This window comes from Serratia sp. 22264, assembly GCF_052045345.1.
Classification (GTDB): domain Bacteria; phylum Pseudomonadota; class Gammaproteobacteria; order Enterobacterales; family Enterobacteriaceae; genus Serratia; species Serratia plymuthica.
Window position 1 is genome coordinate 80,653 of the sequence record NZ_JBQEOY010000006.1, and the last position, 15,675, is coordinate 96,327.

Annotated in this window: 9 protein-coding genes; 6 read left to right on the top strand and 3 right to left on the bottom strand. The window is 58.9% G+C overall.

The features are described 5' to 3' along the window. Positions 1 to 6: 6 nt before the first annotated feature. Entirely contained in the window at positions 7 to 1,659 is a 1,653-nt protein-coding gene (gene pstA / locus ACTJJ1_RS19210) for a phosphate ABC transporter permease PstA (RefSeq protein WP_409443729.1), read from the bottom strand. Further along, a complete protein-coding gene (locus ACTJJ1_RS19215; RefSeq protein WP_440834890.1) occupies positions 1,656 to 3,830 on the bottom strand; it encodes an ABC transporter permease subunit in 2,175 nt (724 codons plus the stop codon). The genes pstA and ACTJJ1_RS19215 overlap by 4 nt, the downstream gene beginning before the upstream one ends. Before the next feature lie 490 nt (positions 3,831 to 4,320). Here ACTJJ1_RS19215 and ppk1 point away from each other — a divergent pair, with 490 nt between their 5' ends. The 6 genes from ppk1 (at position 4,321) to ACTJJ1_RS19245 (ending at position 14,016) form a co-directional block, all read left to right on the top strand. Beyond that, a complete protein-coding gene (ppk1, locus tag ACTJJ1_RS19220) occupies positions 4,321 to 6,384 on the top strand; it encodes a polyphosphate kinase 1 (protein ID WP_004951925.1) in 2,064 nt (687 codons plus the stop codon). 10 nt (positions 6,385 to 6,394) lie between these two features. After that, positions 6,395 to 7,945, top strand: coding sequence for an exopolyphosphatase (gene ppx, locus ACTJJ1_RS19225; protein ID WP_004951928.1), 1,551 nt, complete (start codon positions 6,395 to 6,397; stop codon positions 7,943 to 7,945). Positions 7,946 to 8,135: 190 nt separating this feature from the next. Beyond that, positions 8,136 to 8,315 carry a YfgG family protein gene (locus ACTJJ1_RS19230; RefSeq protein ID WP_004951930.1) on the top strand — a complete coding sequence of 60 codons (180 nt, stop codon included), beginning with the start codon at positions 8,136 to 8,138 and terminating at the stop codon, positions 8,313 to 8,315. A 200-nt stretch (positions 8,316 to 8,515) separates the two neighbouring features. Beyond that, a complete protein-coding gene (gene mgtE / locus ACTJJ1_RS19235) occupies positions 8,516 to 9,949 on the top strand; it encodes a magnesium transporter (protein WP_004951933.1) in 1,434 nt (477 codons plus the stop codon). Between the two features lie 162 nt (positions 9,950 to 10,111). Then, the gene (locus tag ACTJJ1_RS19240; protein WP_440834893.1) at positions 10,112 to 13,450 is read left to right on the top strand and encodes a diguanylate cyclase; all 3,339 of its coding nucleotides are present in this window, start codon (positions 10,112 to 10,114) and stop codon (positions 13,448 to 13,450) included. A 215-nt stretch (positions 13,451 to 13,665) separates the two neighbouring features. Further along, positions 13,666 to 14,016 carry a DNA-binding protein gene (locus ACTJJ1_RS19245; protein ID WP_004951938.1) on the top strand — a complete coding sequence of 117 codons (351 nt, stop codon included), beginning with the start codon at positions 13,666 to 13,668 and terminating at the stop codon, positions 14,014 to 14,016. Between the two features lie 2 nt (positions 14,017 to 14,018). On the opposite strand, the gene alkA is transcribed toward ACTJJ1_RS19245, so the two are convergent. Continuing rightward, the gene (alkA, locus tag ACTJJ1_RS19250; RefSeq protein ID WP_440834895.1) at positions 14,019 to 15,515 is read right to left on the bottom strand and encodes a DNA-3-methyladenine glycosylase 2; all 1,497 of its coding nucleotides are present in this window, start codon (positions 15,513 to 15,515) and stop codon (positions 14,019 to 14,021) included. Positions 15,516 to 15,675: the final 160 nt, after the last annotated feature.

A 15,675-nucleotide genomic window follows, 5' to 3' on the forward strand; every position in this document is an offset into this window, starting at 1 on the left:
TCATTGTTACTGCGACCATGCTCTGTACCGCTCCCTCAACGAATGGCGGATGCCCATCGCCGCCAGATTCAACCCCACCACAATCGCCACCAGCAAAAACGCCGTGGCGAACACCAGCGGCCGGGCGGCTTCCACGCTCGGGCTCTGGAAGGCCATATCGTAAATCTGGAAGCTCAGATGCATAAACTTCCGCTCCAGATGCAGATACGGGAAAATATCGTCCACCGGCAGCACCGGCACGGATTTCACCACACCCACCAACATCAGCGGCGCCGTTTCCCCGGCGGCGCGCGCCACCGCCAGGATCAGGCCGGTCATCATCGCCGGCGCGGCCATCGGCAAAACGATACGCCACAGCGTTTCCGCACGGCTGGCACCTAATGCCAAGGATCCCTGGCGCAGCGTGGCGGGAATGCGCGACAGCCCCTCCTCGGTAGCGACGATCACCACCGGCAGCGTCAGCAACGCCAGCGTCAACGCCGCCCACAGCACGCCAGGCGTACCGAAGGTCGGGTTGGGCAGCGACTCCGGGTAAAACAGCTGATCGAGGGTACCGCCAATCATATAAACGAAGAACCCCAGGCCAAACACGCCGTAAACAATCGACGGCACGCCGGCCAGATTGACCACCGCAATGCGGATCAGCCGCGTAAGCAAATTATTGCCGGCATACTCGTGCAGGTAAACGGCGGCGATCACGCCAAACGGCATCACCACTATCGACATCAGGATCACCATCAGCACGGTGCCGAAAATCGCCGGGAACACGCCGCCTTCGGTATTGGCCTCACGCGGGCTGTCGCTGAGGAATTTCTTTACCTGCTCGGCCCAGTGCACCAGCTTCTGGGTGGTGTTCATTGCATTGGGATACCAGGCATCGCGCACCTGGCTGAGCGCAATGGTATGAACCTGCCCGTGCATGTCACGCAGCAGCAGCGCATCGCGCTGGCGATCGCGGTTCAGCCCTTCCAGCCGGTCAGACAACTGCCGATACCGGCGTTGCAACTCCAGCCTTTCAGCCCTGATGGAGGCCTGCGAACGAGCGTCGAGCTTGTCATCGCGCTGCAGGCTCTTTTCGCGCAGGCGCAGCGCATCGAACCTTTGGTTGATGCGCGCCATATCGCGAAATTGAATGTCGTGCGCCTGCCGCGAAAGCGCGGCGATCTGCGGCAAACGCTGCTGCAGCGCCTGGTTGATATTGCGCCCGGTCAAAGGCTGCCCGTCTTCCAGCATCCCCGCCAAATAGCCATAAGCGGTGCCGTTGCTGTTGCGCTCCAGCACCAGCAGATCACGCGGCGTACTCTGCCGCAGGATATCGCTGGCCAGCAACGTGCGGAAATCCTGCCCTTCGCTCTCGCGGTTGCCGACTTTGATCAGATAGCGTTCGAAGTTCTGCGCATTCCCCGGCGGCAACGCAACGCCGGACTCCTGCAACTGGCGGCGGGGAAGGCTTTGCTGCTGGTACAGCTCGCCGATCATCATCACCGGGCCGGCCGCGCTCTGATTCAACTCAAACTGGTAAACCGGGCTGGGCCAGAAATAGCGCATCCCCTGCCCGGCCAACAGCAACATGATACCGAGCAACGCCAGCAGGCTGACGGTCACCGAACCGGCGGTCAGCCAAATCCACGGCGAACCGCTTTTCACCCAGTGCTTCATGGCGCCTCCTGATTCAGGGTATAGCGTTTACGCAGACGCAGACGAACCGCCTCCGCCAGCGTATTGAACACGAAAGTGAAAATAAACAGCACCAGCGCGGTCAGGAACAGCACCCGGTAATGGCTGCTGCCGGCTACCGCCTCGGGCATTTCTATCGCGATATTGGCCGCCAGCGCACGCAGGCCCTGGAACAGGCTGCCGTCGATAATCGGCGTATTGCCGGTGGCCATCAACACAATCATGGTCTCGCCCACCGCCCGGCCAAACCCTATCATCAGCGCCGAGAAAATGCCGGCGCTGGCCGAAGGCAGCACCACCCGCATCACGGTTTGCCACTGGGTCGCCCCCAACGCCAGCGATCCCTGGCTGAGCGTGGCCGGCACGCTGAACAAGGCGTCTTCCGCCAGCGAGAAAATAATCGGCACCAGCGCAAATCCCATCGCTACGCCGACCACCAGCGCGTTGCGCTGGTCATAATCATCGCCCAGCCAGAAATGCAGCGGTTCCCCGAACAGTTTCACTTCCAGCCACGGCCCAACGCTGAACGTCAGCCAGACGACCAGCAGCATCAAAGGCAGCAGGATCAGCAGATCGAAACCTGGCGGTAACCGCCGCGGCGCAAATCGGTTCACCACTGCGCCACAGGCCAACACCGCTACCGCCAGCAGCACCGGCAGCGACAGCACCGCCAGCAAATAATGTTCAATCACCGGGGCCAGCCAGATGCCGGCCACCAGCCCGATAACCACCGTCGGCAACGCGCCCATCACCTCGATAGCCGGTTTGATCACCCGCCGCAGCCCGGGCGACATGAAATAAGCGGTGTAAATCGCCCCCGCCAGCGCCAGCGGGATCGCGAACAGCATCGCGTAACTCGCCGCCTTGAAGGTGCCAAAAATCACCGGCATCAGGCTGAATTTGGCCTGATAGCTGTCCTCGCCGGAGGTCGATTGCCACACGTAGGCCGGCTCAGGGTAATTCTCATACCACACCTTGTGCCACAGCGAACGCCAGGTCACGTCAGGGTAAGGGTTATCAATCGCGTAGTGCTGCCAGCCCTGCGCCGTTTCCAGCAGCAGGCCGTCGCCGCTCGGGGAGAACGCCATCTGCCGAACGCCACTGCTCAGCCTGCCGTTGAGCAACGGCTGCGGCTGAATGCTCGAGAACAGTGAGAAACCGCCATCGGGCCGCAGGGTAGCGAATACCCGGCGATAAGGCTCGGCCACCAGCAAATCTTGCGATTCGGCACTGTGTTCGAAATGCTGCACCGGCGTCAGTTGCCAGCGCTGGTTCTTTTCCACGTCGAACCATTCGCGCACGCTGCCGTCAGCCGCTTCGATCAACAGCGCACTGCCGCCGGGCAACGCCGTCAGCTGATAAGGCGAATGCTCCCCGAGGATGCGGGTTTCTTTCAGTTGCAGCTGCGTGCCGTTAATCTGGTAACGCGCCAGGCGGTTATCCGTCAAAAGGTACAACTGGCGCCCGTCCGGGGTCAGCACGATCTGCTGCGGCGCACGGTCCAGTGCGCTTGCGCTCAACTGCGGCGGGTGTTCGTTACCGAAACGGCCAAACACCAACCGGTTATCGTCGGTGACGCCGGCCAGCAAGTACTGGCCGCGCCGCGCCTCGGCCAGCGTCAGCAGCGTCAGCGGCCGGCCCCGTTGATCCAGCGCCTGTGGCCGTTGTCCGAGTGGAAACGCCCACTGCGGCACCGCCGATCCCGCCGCGGCAAAGTCCGCGCTGGCGACAATAAACCGGCCATCGGCCTGCGCCAAAGCAAACAGGTCGCGTTCGCCCGCAGCCTGGGCGAGCAACGTCGGTTTGGCCAGCACCGGTTGCTGCGCCAGCAGTTCGCCGGCCTTCGCGCCCTCTTGCGGCGTCAAACGGTAAAACTGGCCCACGCCCTGCGCATCAATGCGATAACCGATGCGTTGCTGCACATCCATGCCCAACGCCAGCGCCGGTGCAGAAGCTGCGATCGCCAGCGGCTGCGCCTTGCCCATCGCCGCCGGTTTGAACAGCGGCAGCACCGCAAACAGCAGGTAAACGAAGATCAGCATGAGCGTCATCAGCACCAGCAGCCCGCTGACGGTCACCGCCGCCTGCACGCTCCGGTCGATGCGCGCGCGCAGGCGATCCCGGGGATGTTGGTTTACCGTAGTCTGTGCCATGTCTCTCGCTGTCGCTGATGTAATCAGGCTTGCGCCATAGAATAACCGGGCATCTTATGTCAGTTTTGTGACGTTTGCATGACAAAGTTCCTCACCTATTAATTGGATTATTCAACTAATAAAACCCACTGTATGCCAAGTATATTTCTGAAATATGATGAAAATACCGGTCATATAGCAAATAACAAGGGTTAATATTCGAGATTTTATATCGGACAATATTGACCAGCGGCTTCAACGCCGCAAAAATATTTTTTATACCGCAAAATGCCCCGTGCCAACGCAATGGATATGTTGGACTTTCCTGTCAATCTCTCGCAATAATGATGAAGGACAATAGGCTGTGTCCCGGTGCCGCTGCGGACTCAAAAGCCCATCATCAAGGTTGAGGGTGCAGGACATAGCCGGGCTACGTTCAAGCCCGACAACGCAGAGTACGGGCTTTGGGGGGGCGTCCCGGGTCCTTTTCTAAAATTGAACTGGAGTGGCAATGGGTCAGGAAAAGCTCTACATCGAAAAAGAATTAAGCTGGTTATCCTTTAATGAACGCGTGTTGCAGGAAGCCGCAGATAAGAGCAATCCCCTGATTGAGCGCATGCGTTTTCTGGGCATTTACTCCAATAACCTCGACGAGTTCTATAAGGTCCGCTTTGCCGATCTCAAGCGGCGCATCCTGATCAGCGAAGAGCAAGGATCCGGCGGCGCTTCACGTCATTTGCTGAAGAAGATCCAGGCCAAGGTATTAAAAACCGATCAGGAATTCGACAGCCTGTATAACGATCTGCTGCTGGAAATGGCACGCAACCAGATCTTCTTGATCAACGAACGTCAGGTGTCGGAGAACCAGCAGTCCTGGCTGCGCCAATACTTCAAGCAGCATCTGCGCCAACACATCACCCCGATCCTGATCAACCACGACACCAATCTGGTGCAGTTCCTGAAAGACGATTACACCTATCTGGCGGTAGAGATTATCCGCGGTACGCGCATCGAATACGCGTTGCTGGAGATCCCGTCCGATAAGGTACCGCGCTTCGTCAACCTGCCGCCGGAAGCGCCGCGCCGCCGCAAACCGATGATCCTGCTGGACAACATTCTGCGTTACTGCCTGGACGATATCTTCAAGGGCTTCTTCGATTACGATGCGCTCAACGCCTATTCGATGAAAATGACGCGCGACGCCGAATATGACCTGGTGACCGAAATGGAATCCAGCCTGCTGGAGCTGATGTCCTCCAGCCTGAAACAACGCCTCACCGCCGAACCGGTGCGTTTCGTTTATCAGCGCGACATGCCGAACGAAATGGTGGAACTGCTGCGCGGCAAGCTCGGCATCTCCAACTATGATTCGGTGATCGCCGGCGGCCGCTACCATAACTTTAAAGATTTCATTGGCTTCCCGAACGTCGGTAAGGCCAACCTGGTCAATAAACCGCTGCCGCGCCTGCGCCACATCTGGTTCGATAAATTCCGCAACGGCTTTGACGCCATCCGCGAACAGGACGTGCTGCTCTACTACCCATACCATACCTTCGAGCACGTGCTGGAGCTGGTGCGCCAGGCGTCGTTCGACCCGAGCGTGCTGGCGATCAAAATCAATATTTACCGCGTGGCGAAAGACTCGCGCATTATCGAGTCGATGATCCACGCCGCGCACAACGGCAAAAAGGTCACGGTGGTGGTGGAACTGCAGGCGCGCTTTGATGAAGAGGCCAATATTCACTGGGCCAAACGCCTGACCGAAGCCGGCGTGCACGTGATCTTCTCTGCGCCAGGGCTGAAAATTCACGCCAAACTGTTCCTGATCTCGCGCCGTGAAGGCGACGATATTGTGCGCTATGCTCATATCGGTACCGGTAACTTTAACGAGAAAACCGCGCGTATTTACACCGACTATTCACTGCTGACCGCCGACTCGCGCATCACCAATGAAGTGCGTCGGGTGTTCAACTTTATCGAGAACCCGTACCGGCCGGTTACCTTCGACAATCTGATGGTGTCGCCGCAGAACTCGCGCCTGAAGCTGTACGAATTGATCGATCAGGAAATCGCCAACGCCCAGGCCGGGCACTCGGCCGGCATTATGCTGAAAATCAACAATCTGGTGGATAAAGGGCTGGTAGATCGGTTATATACCGCCTCCGGCGCCGGCGTAAAAATCCGCCTGTTGGTCCGGGGTATGTGTTCTTTGATTCCCAACCTGCCGGGGATCAGTGACAATATTCAGATAATCAGCATCGTCGACCGCTATCTGGAACACGATCGGGTTTACGTTTTCGACAACAAAGGTGACAAACTGGTCTATCTGTCCTCTGCCGACTGGATGACCCGTAACATAGATTACCGTATAGAAGTGGCGGTCTCGCTGTTGGATCCAACGCTGAAACAACGGGTTCTGGATATTCTGGAAATCCTGTTCAGCGACACGGTCAAGGCACGCTACCTCGATAAAGAACTGAGCAACCAGTACGTACCGCGCGGCAACCGCCGTAAAGTGCGCGCTCAGGTTGCCATTTATGAGTATTTAAAAGCTCTGGAACAACCAGGACAGTAGGCCAGCCACTATGCCGCTAAAAAGCACTGCAACGAACAAACCGCAGGAAATCGCTGCCATCGACCTTGGGTCGAACAGCTTCCACATGGTGATTGCCCGCGTCGTCAACGGCGCCTTACAGGTATTGGGCCGTTTAAAACAGCGGGTCCACCTCGCCGATGGATTGGACAGCAACAATGTGCTCAGTGAAGAGGCAATAGAACGCGGCCTTGCCTGCCTGGCGCTGTTCGCCGAACGGCTGCAAGGCTTTCCGGCGGATAACGTCACCATCGTCGGCACCCATACTTTGCGCCAGGCGATTAACGCGGAAGTGTTCCTCAAACGCGCGGCCAAGGTGATCCCCTATCCGATTGAAATCATCGCCGGGCAGGAAGAAGCGCGCCTGATCTTTATGGGCGTGGAACACACGCAGCCGGAAAAAGGCCGCAAGCTGGTGATCGACATCGGCGGCGGCTCCACCGAGTTGGTGATCGGCGAAGACTTTGAACCGCTGCTGGCGGAAAGCCGCCGCATGGGCTGCGTCAGCTTCGCCCAACAGTTTTTCCCGGGCGGTGAAATCAGCAAGAACAACTTCAAGCGCGCACGCCTGGCGGCGGCGCAGAAGCTCGAGACCCTGGCCTGGCAATACCGCATTCAGGGCTGGCAGTATGCGCTTGGCGCGTCCGGCACCATCAAGGCCGCACATGAAGTGCTGGTGGAGATGGGCGAAAAAGACGGCCTGATCACCCTGGAGCGGCTGGAGATGCTGGCGGAACAGGTGCTGCAGTTTAAAAACTTCAGCGCGCTGAGCCTGCCGGGATTGTCCGAAGACCGTCAGTCGGTGTTTGTGCCGGGTCTGGCGATCTTGTGCGGCGTGTTCGATGCGCTGGCGATCCGCGATCTGCGCCTTTCCGACGGCGCGCTGCGCGAAGGCGTGCTGTACGAAATGGAAGGCCGTTTCCGCCATCAGGATATCCGTAGCCGCACCGCCAAAAGCCTGGCCGATCACTACAATATTGACCGTGAACAGGCCAAGCGCGTGCTCGAAACCACCGAGCTGCTGTATGCACAGTGGACGGCGCAAAACCCCAAGCTGGCGAATCCGCAGTTGGAAGCGCTGTTGAAGTGGGCGGCGATGTTGCATGAAGTGGGGTTGAGCATCAACCACAGCGGCATGCATCGTCACTCGGCTTATATTCTGCAGAACACCAACCTGCCGGGTTTCCATCAGGAACAGCAATTGCTGCTGGCGGCGCTGGTGCGTTTCCACCGCAAGGGCATCAAGCTCGAAGAGCTGCCGCGCCTGAACCTGTTCAAGAAAAAGTATTATCTGCCGCTGATCCAGTTGCTGCGCCTGAGCACCCTGCTCAACAACCAGCGCCAGTCGACCACTACGCCGGAGACGTTGCGTCTTAGCACCGACGATAACCACTGGACGCTGCGCTTCCCGGCCGGCTATCTGGCGCTGAACAACCTGGTACAGCTGGATTTCGAACGTGAGCAAGCCTACTGGAACGACGTAGTGGGCTGGAAACTGATGATTGAAGAAGAAGGCTCGCAGGACGAGAAACGCTCTGCCTGAGTCCGTCGCCCCCACCCTGCGGTGGGGGCACGTTAAACGCCGAAGCGGCTGAATCCCTACCCTAAACGACGATGAAATGCCCGGCGGCTTACGCCGGAAATAAATGGACAACTTTTGTCATCCCCTCCTGGAATTCCGGTTACAATTCCCAACACCAGATAGCACAGGAAACCGGCATGCCGGGTGATATATGCGTAAAAAAACCACCGGACAGATGACAAAGATAGTGCTGTTGATCAGCTTTATCATTTTAGTCGGCCGCCTGCTGTATGCCGCCGTGGTTGCGGTTCCCCATCATCAGGAAAAAAAGCTCGCCCCCGTTCAGGGCACCACGGAGATCCGCCAAGAAAACCGGGACGGCTCCCCCTGAAACGGCAAGAAGCCATCAACACTCAGGGCAACCGAATAGTTAAGCAGCCTGCCGCCGGCCAACGCCTGTTGGGTATGCCAGGCCCCTTACTTATTCCTCAGCGCCTGCATCCATTTCATAAAAATGACGCCTGCATTCACTATGTTCTATCTTGGGTAGAGATTGTCTGTGAGGACTACTGAGTGCCAGTAAGGAATACCATGTCAGTCGCAACGCATAACGTTAAAAAAGTCGCTGAATATCGCCAGCGCATTCTTTCGCTGCTGTTAAACAATAAAGACCTGGTCGATGGCATTCTTGGTCGGCCGGGGGATGAAAATGCGCTCAGCAAAACCGAATTGCTGAACCAGACCGCCGAAATCACCGGCCTGCTGGACGATATGCACGCCGCTGACCTCGCGGACCTGCTGGAAGCCCTGCCGCAAGACGAACGCCTGGCGCTGTGGCGGTTGGTAGGCAACGGCAAGCGCGGCCAGACGCTGGTGGAAGTGGCCGAACCTGTGTGGGACAGCCTGATCGAAGAGATGAGCGATAAAGACCTGCTCAAGGCGATCAAAACGCTGGACGTCGATGAGCAGGCCTATCTGGCGCAATATCTGCCGCGTAACCTGATGGGCCGCCTGTTGACCTCGCTGGAGCCTGATCAGCGCGCGCAGGTACGCGAGATGATCCACTACGGCAAGGACACCGTGGGCTGGATGATGGATTTTGAGCTGGTCACGGTGCGTCCGGACGTCACGCTCGGGGCGGTACACCGTTTCCTGCGTTTGCGTAAAACCATCCCGGCGGCTACCGACAAACTCTTTGTCACCGATCGCAAGAATACCCTGCTGGGCGAGTTGCCGCTGACCGCCGTGCTGCTGAACGACCCGGAAACCCCGGTGCAGGACGTGATGGACAGCGATCCCACCCGCTTCCTGCCGGAAGACAGAGCCGAGGCGGCGGCCAGCGCGTTCGAACGTTATGACCTGATCAGCGCCCCGGTGGTCGACGCCAAGGGCAAGCTGATGGGCCGCCTGACCATTGAAGAGATCGTTGACGTGGTCAACGAGGAAAGCGACACCACCCTGCGCCGCATGGGGGGCCTGAGCCCGGACGAGGACGTGTTTGCCCCGGTCATGAAAGCGGTAAAAACTCGCTGGGCATGGCTGGCTATCAATCTGTGCACCGCGTTTATCGCCTCGCGCGTCATCGGCATGTTTGAACACACCATTTCGCAGTTGGTGGCGCTGGCGGCGTTGATGCCGATCGTCGCCGGTATCGGCGGTAACACCGGCAACCAGACCATCACCATGATCGTCCGCGCGCTGGCGCTGCACCAGATCGAAGTCGGTAATATCTCCCGCCTGATGTTGAGAGAGCTGGGGGTGGCGATTATCAACGGCGTGGTTTGGGGCGGCATCATGGGAGTGGTCACCTGGCTGCTGTACGGGGACTGGGCGATGGGCGGCGTAATGACGCTGGCGATGATCCTCAACCTGTTGGTGGCGGCGCTGATGGGCGTGGTGATCCCGATGACCATGATCAAAATGGGGCGCGATCCGGCAGTGGGCTCCAGCGTCTTGATCACCGCGCTGACCGACACCGGCGGCTTCTTTATCTTCCTTGGCCTGGCGACGCTGTTCCTGCTTTGACCCTTTATCGCCGGCGCCTGCGCCGGCTTTTGCGTCCACTCACTAAAACAGCCTGATTCGGTAGGTTTTATTGCCGCGTTATACTAACATTTTCCAATAAATCGTCTCATTCCATCCACGTCATGACCTCGTTCAGTGACAGATGCCACGATAAGGTTATCTATGGATATTAGCGTACCCAATCACGTCACCCCGCGTAAAGGCACTTGGCTGACACAGACGCTGCTGGCGACGCTGGCGGTTTTTGTCCTGGCGCTGCTGAGCTTGTTGCTGTCCCGTGAATCCAGCCATTTTACCCCGCTGTGGTTCCCGACCGCCGCCATCATCGTGGCACTGTACCGGCTACCGACGAAGCTGTGGGGATTGCCGCTGTTGGCATTCTGGCTGGCCATCGTGGCAGCCAGTTTTACCCTTTTCGGCTACAGTTGGCTGCCGGCCAAGCTGGCGCTGCTCAACCTGCTGGAAGCCGTGGTCAGCACGCTGCTGCTGCGCCGCCTGCTGTCGGCGGACGATCCGCTGAACGGCCTGGTCAGTTGGCTTAAATTCGTGGTCTGCGCGGTGATTTTCACCCCCTTGTTCAGCGCCCTGCTGGCCGCCTGGTGGGCCCCTGACCCCGGACAACCGTTCTGGTACCCATTCAGCACCTGGTTTATTTCGGAAGCGGTTGGCGTGCTGTCGCTGACGCCGATCGGGCTGGCGTATCGCCGCCGCATGCTGGAGACGCTCAGTCTGTTCTCGTTGTTGCTGACGCTGATGGGGGCGCAGGCCTTCAGCTACCTGGCGCTGAGCTACCTGCCCTTCCCGTTCACCTTCGTTATTCTGCCGCTGCTGTGGGCGGCAATCGCGCTGCCGCGGCTGGAAGCCTTCATCATCTGTTTTTGCACCACGCTGATGGTCACCATGATGATCTCGTTCGGGCTGCTGCATGTCCATCTGACTCTAACCCCCCTTAGCAACATCGAGATTTACCTGCCCATTTTATTGATTTTGATCCCGGCGCATTCGATGGCGATGGTGATGCACGCGTTCCGCGAGGAAAAACGGCATATCGTCGAGAGCGAAACCCGCTTTCGCAACGCCTTGGAATATTCCGCCATCGGCATGGCGTTGGTGTCTCCGCAAGGGAAATGGCTGCAGGTCAACCAGGCGCTGTGCAAACTGCTTGGCTATACGCCAGAGGCGCTGCATCGGCTGACGTTCCAGGAAATCACCCACCCGGACGATCTGGATGCCGATCTGACCCAAGTGCGCGACCTGCTCGACGGCCATATCAGCAGCTACACCCTGGAGAAACGTTATATTCGCAGCGACGGCGAGCACGTCTGGGCGCTACTGGCGGTATCGCTGGTACGCGATCCCGAAGGACTGCCGCTGTATTTTATTTCTCAGGTGGAAGATATCAGCGAACTGAAACGCACCGCAGCGGAAAACCATCGGCTGGTGGAGCGCATCACGCTGGCCAATCAGGTAGGCGGCGTCGGCGTTTGGGAATGGATGATGCACAGCGAAGTCCTCACCTGGGACAAACGCATGTATGAGCTTTATGACCTTAGCCCGGACCAGACGCCGACGCTGTCGCTGTGGCGCACGCTGCTGCTGCCGGAGGACCGCGAGCGCACCGATCGCGAGATCGCCTCGTTGCTGGAACATCCGCGGCCGTTCATTCTGGAATTCCGGCTGCTCACCCGCCAGGGGAAAGTGCGCCACATTCGTGGCCAGGGCAACGTCATTCTGGACGAACAGGGCCTCCCCTTGCGCATGATCGGCACCAACATCGACATGACGGAGGTCAGAAACCTCGCCGGAGCGCTGCACGAAGAAAAAGAGCGCCTGCACATTACGCTAGACGCCATCGGCGAAGGCGTGATCTCCACCGACGATGAAATGCATATCACCTTTATGAACCCGGTGGCCGAACAGATGTGCGGCTGGCCGCTGGGCCTGGCGATCGGCATGCCTATCGCCGGCGTGGTGCGCCTGACCAACGGCAAAGACGGCGAGGAAGTGGAAAACCCGATCCAGTGCTGCCTGCAGGAAAACCGGGCGTTATCGACAGATTATGCCCTAGTGCTGCACAGCCGTGACGGGCACCATTTCGACATTCAGCAGTCGGTATCGCCGCTGAAAACGGTGGACGGCGAAGTGATGGGCGCAGTGATGGTATTGCAAGACGTCACCGCCTCCCGTGAACTGATGCGGAAACTGAGTTACAGCGCCTCGCACGACGCGCTGACCGGCTTGCCAAACCGCACCAGCTTTGAGAAGCGCCTGAAAGCCGCCATCGCTGGTGCCGGTGAAAAGCAGCAGCATGCGCTGGTCTTCCTCGATCTCGACCGCTTCAAGGCGGTCAATGACAGTGCCGGCCATGCCGCAGGCGACGCGCTGCTGAGGGATATCGCCCAGTTGATGAAACATCACCTGCGCAACAGCGATTGCCTGGCCCGGCTCGGCGGCGATGAATTTGGCTTGATCCTGTTCGACTGCCAACGGGAACAGGCCAAATCCCTGACGCAACAACTGGTTAGCCATATCAGCCAACACCCGTTTTTTTGGGAAGGGAAAATTTATCACGTCGGCGCCAGCGCAGGCATCACCCATATCGATGCTGCCAGCGGCAATAGCGGCGAACTGCTGGCGCAGGCGGATATCGCCTGTTATACCGCCAAACATCGCGGTCGCGGCCAGGTTTACCTCTACGAAGCGCGCCAGAAAACGATGCAGGAGCGCCAGCATCAAGTGCTGACGCGGCAGGAAGTGACAACCATCATCGCCGAGGGGCAGTTGGTGCTGAACGTCACGGCCGTGGCGCCGCCTAAAACGCCGCAGGCGGTCTGTTTTTATCAACTGAAATTGCAGGTCATGCCGCTGGACGACCGGTCGTTGACCCGCGACGAATTTATCGCCGCCGCACAGCTTTACGATCTGCTGCAGGAACTGGATCGTTGGATCATCGGGCAAATTTTGACGCAGCACGCTGCCGACATTAGCCGCAAGGGTCTGTCAGTGGCGCTGCCGCTGGCGACCGACAGCCTGCTCGATGCGCAATTCCAGCGCGATCTGCTGACAACTTTCGGCGCTTCCCCATTGCAGCCTGAAGCCCTGCTGTTGATGGTCGATGACGCTGCGCTACTCGAGCATGCGGCCATCTGCAAACCCTTTATCCACCAGTTGCAGCAGCTGGGTTGCAAGCTGATCGTCAACGGTTTTGGTCACGACCTCAATGCCTTCGACGAGTTGCACGGCCAGAAGATTGACTATATTCGCATCGACGAACGCTTTATCACCAACGTGCATTGCAATCAGATGGACGAGCTGATGGTGTCCATGCTCAACAGCGCGGCTCACCGGGTACAGGCCCAGACGCTGGCCGGCCCGGCGCACCAGCCGATCACGCTCAATACGCTGCAGGCCATCGGCGTCGATCTGGTCGACGGCGACACCGTGGCGCTGGAACTGCCGCTGTCGGAGCTGCTCAGCAGCGGTTATTTCGGCATCCGCTAACCCTGGCCTTTCCCCTGCCTTTCAGACTGCGGCCTTATCATCGGCCGCACGCCCCCTGCCGATCTTTTTTGCTTAGCCAAGCTTGAGTTAATGGTATAACTAATGGGTAAAGATTAATCGTTTGAATAACATGACATCGCCGGACGGCGATCAAAAACGCCAGTCAGGCCGTTTAGAGCACCGTCTTTGCGTACGATTGCCCAGGGATTATGGCTATGAAAAATGAGTGGTTCGCCGCCAGGGAGCTTACAGGCATTGCAGGATTACCCACCTCACCACAGGGAATCAATTTGAAAGCCCGGCGCGAAGGCTGGATCAGCCGCCGCCGAGAAGGCATACAGGGCAAAGCCGTGGAATACCATATCGACAGCCTGCCCATCGGCGCTCGCAGCTTGCTGATGCTGCAAGAAGAACCGGCTGCCTACCAGGTGGAACGCCAGCCGCCGCTGGCCGTGTGGATTGAGTATTACTACCACCTGACGCAAAGCGAACGCGAAAAGCTGCTGAGCTTTCTGATGCGCGAAGGCATCAGCAGCCTGCTGGCGCTTATCGCCACAAAAGAGTAACCCTACCCGGCAGCCTCTGTCAGCGGTGCCCAGCCGTCGTTATGCCACAAATGCAGCGTGGCGTAGGAACGCCACGGCCGCCAGCGTTCGGCATAGCGCTCAATCTGGCGCGGCGTCATGCCGGGGAAACGCTGTTTGATCAGATAATCCCCCGTTAAAAATACATCCGGCCATGACCAGGCTCGCATGGCGATGTAGCTCGCCGTCCAACTGCCGATACCCGGCAGCGCGGTCAGCACCTTGATCCCCTGCTCTATATCCAGCACGTTATCCAACTGCAATCGCCCTTCGGTGACCGCCTGTGCAATGGCGATCAGCGCCGCCGCGCGTTTGAGCTGCACCCCCAGCGGGCGCAAATCTTCGGGCTGCAATTGAGCCACCCGTTCAGCACTGGGAAACACATGGGTAATGCCGTCGTAAGGTTGTTCCAGCGCGGTGCCCCAGCGTTCGGCCATACGCCCGGCAAAGGTGGCCGCCATATTCACGCTGACCAGTTGCCCCAGCACCGCGCGGGTCGCCTGTTCGAAGCTGTTGACGCAGCCGGGTAGCCGCAAGCCCGGCGCATCGGCGGCTAATGCCCCTAACGCATTGGCGATAAGATCCGGGGCTGCGTCCAAATCGAAGAGCTGGCGGATACGCCGCAGCACCTCGGTGGTCACCCGGCTCAGCGAAGGCGCAATTTCTACCCGCACCCGGTTACGCGCCTCTTCCGGCAGCACGCTGACCCAACCACGGTATTCCACCCCGCCCAGGGTGACGGCGATCGACCGCAAATACTGTTTATCCTGCACTTTTTCCACACCGCTTACCGCACGCGTCTGTAAAAAACCCAGCATGCGCGGCCAGTCATACGGCGGGCGATAAGCCAGATGAAACACCAACCCACTGGCGACGGTGCGCTCATTGCGGCTACCGTTGCTGCGCAGCGCGGAGGGGATCAGCCGGTAGCGCGCCTTGAACAATTCATTAAACCGCCGCAGGCTGCCGAAACCGGCGGCAAACGCCACCTCGCTCAACGGCAAATCGGTATCCGCCAGCAGCCGCTTGGCCTGCAACAGCCTATGTGACTGGGCGTAATCAATCGGCGATGCGCCAAACTGATCGGCAAAGATGCGCCGCAGGTGGCGATCGGAAATCCCCAGCCGCGCCGCCAGTTGCTCGCAGCTGTGTTCGGACAAATAGCCCTGCTCAATCAGTTGCACCGCCACCTGCGCATAACGATTGCCTAGGTCGATCAGCGCCAATCCCGGCGCCAACTCCGGCCGGCACTTCAGACAGGGGCGAAACCCCGCCAGTTCCGCCGCCGCCGCACTGGGATAAAAAGTGCAGTTTTCGATTTTCGGCGTGCGGGCGCTGCACACCGGTCGGCAATAGATGCCGGTCGACGACACGCCGACGAAAAAGCGGCCGTCAAATTTTCGATCGCGCGCACTCAGTGCGTCATACAGGGCCTGTTGCTGGTTTTTCATGGCAACGCTCGGGGTCAGTTTTTTGTTCATTATGCGACTCGGCTGGCGCGCTGACGTGCGGGATTCGGACATTAAGACAGGAAGCCTAAGTTAAGCATAGCGCCGCCCGCCCCGCTAAATTTTTCGTCAGTTAAGCGCGCATACGTTGCCCAGGGGCCGGGACTCGGGTAAAGTCGCCCCCCTTCATTGG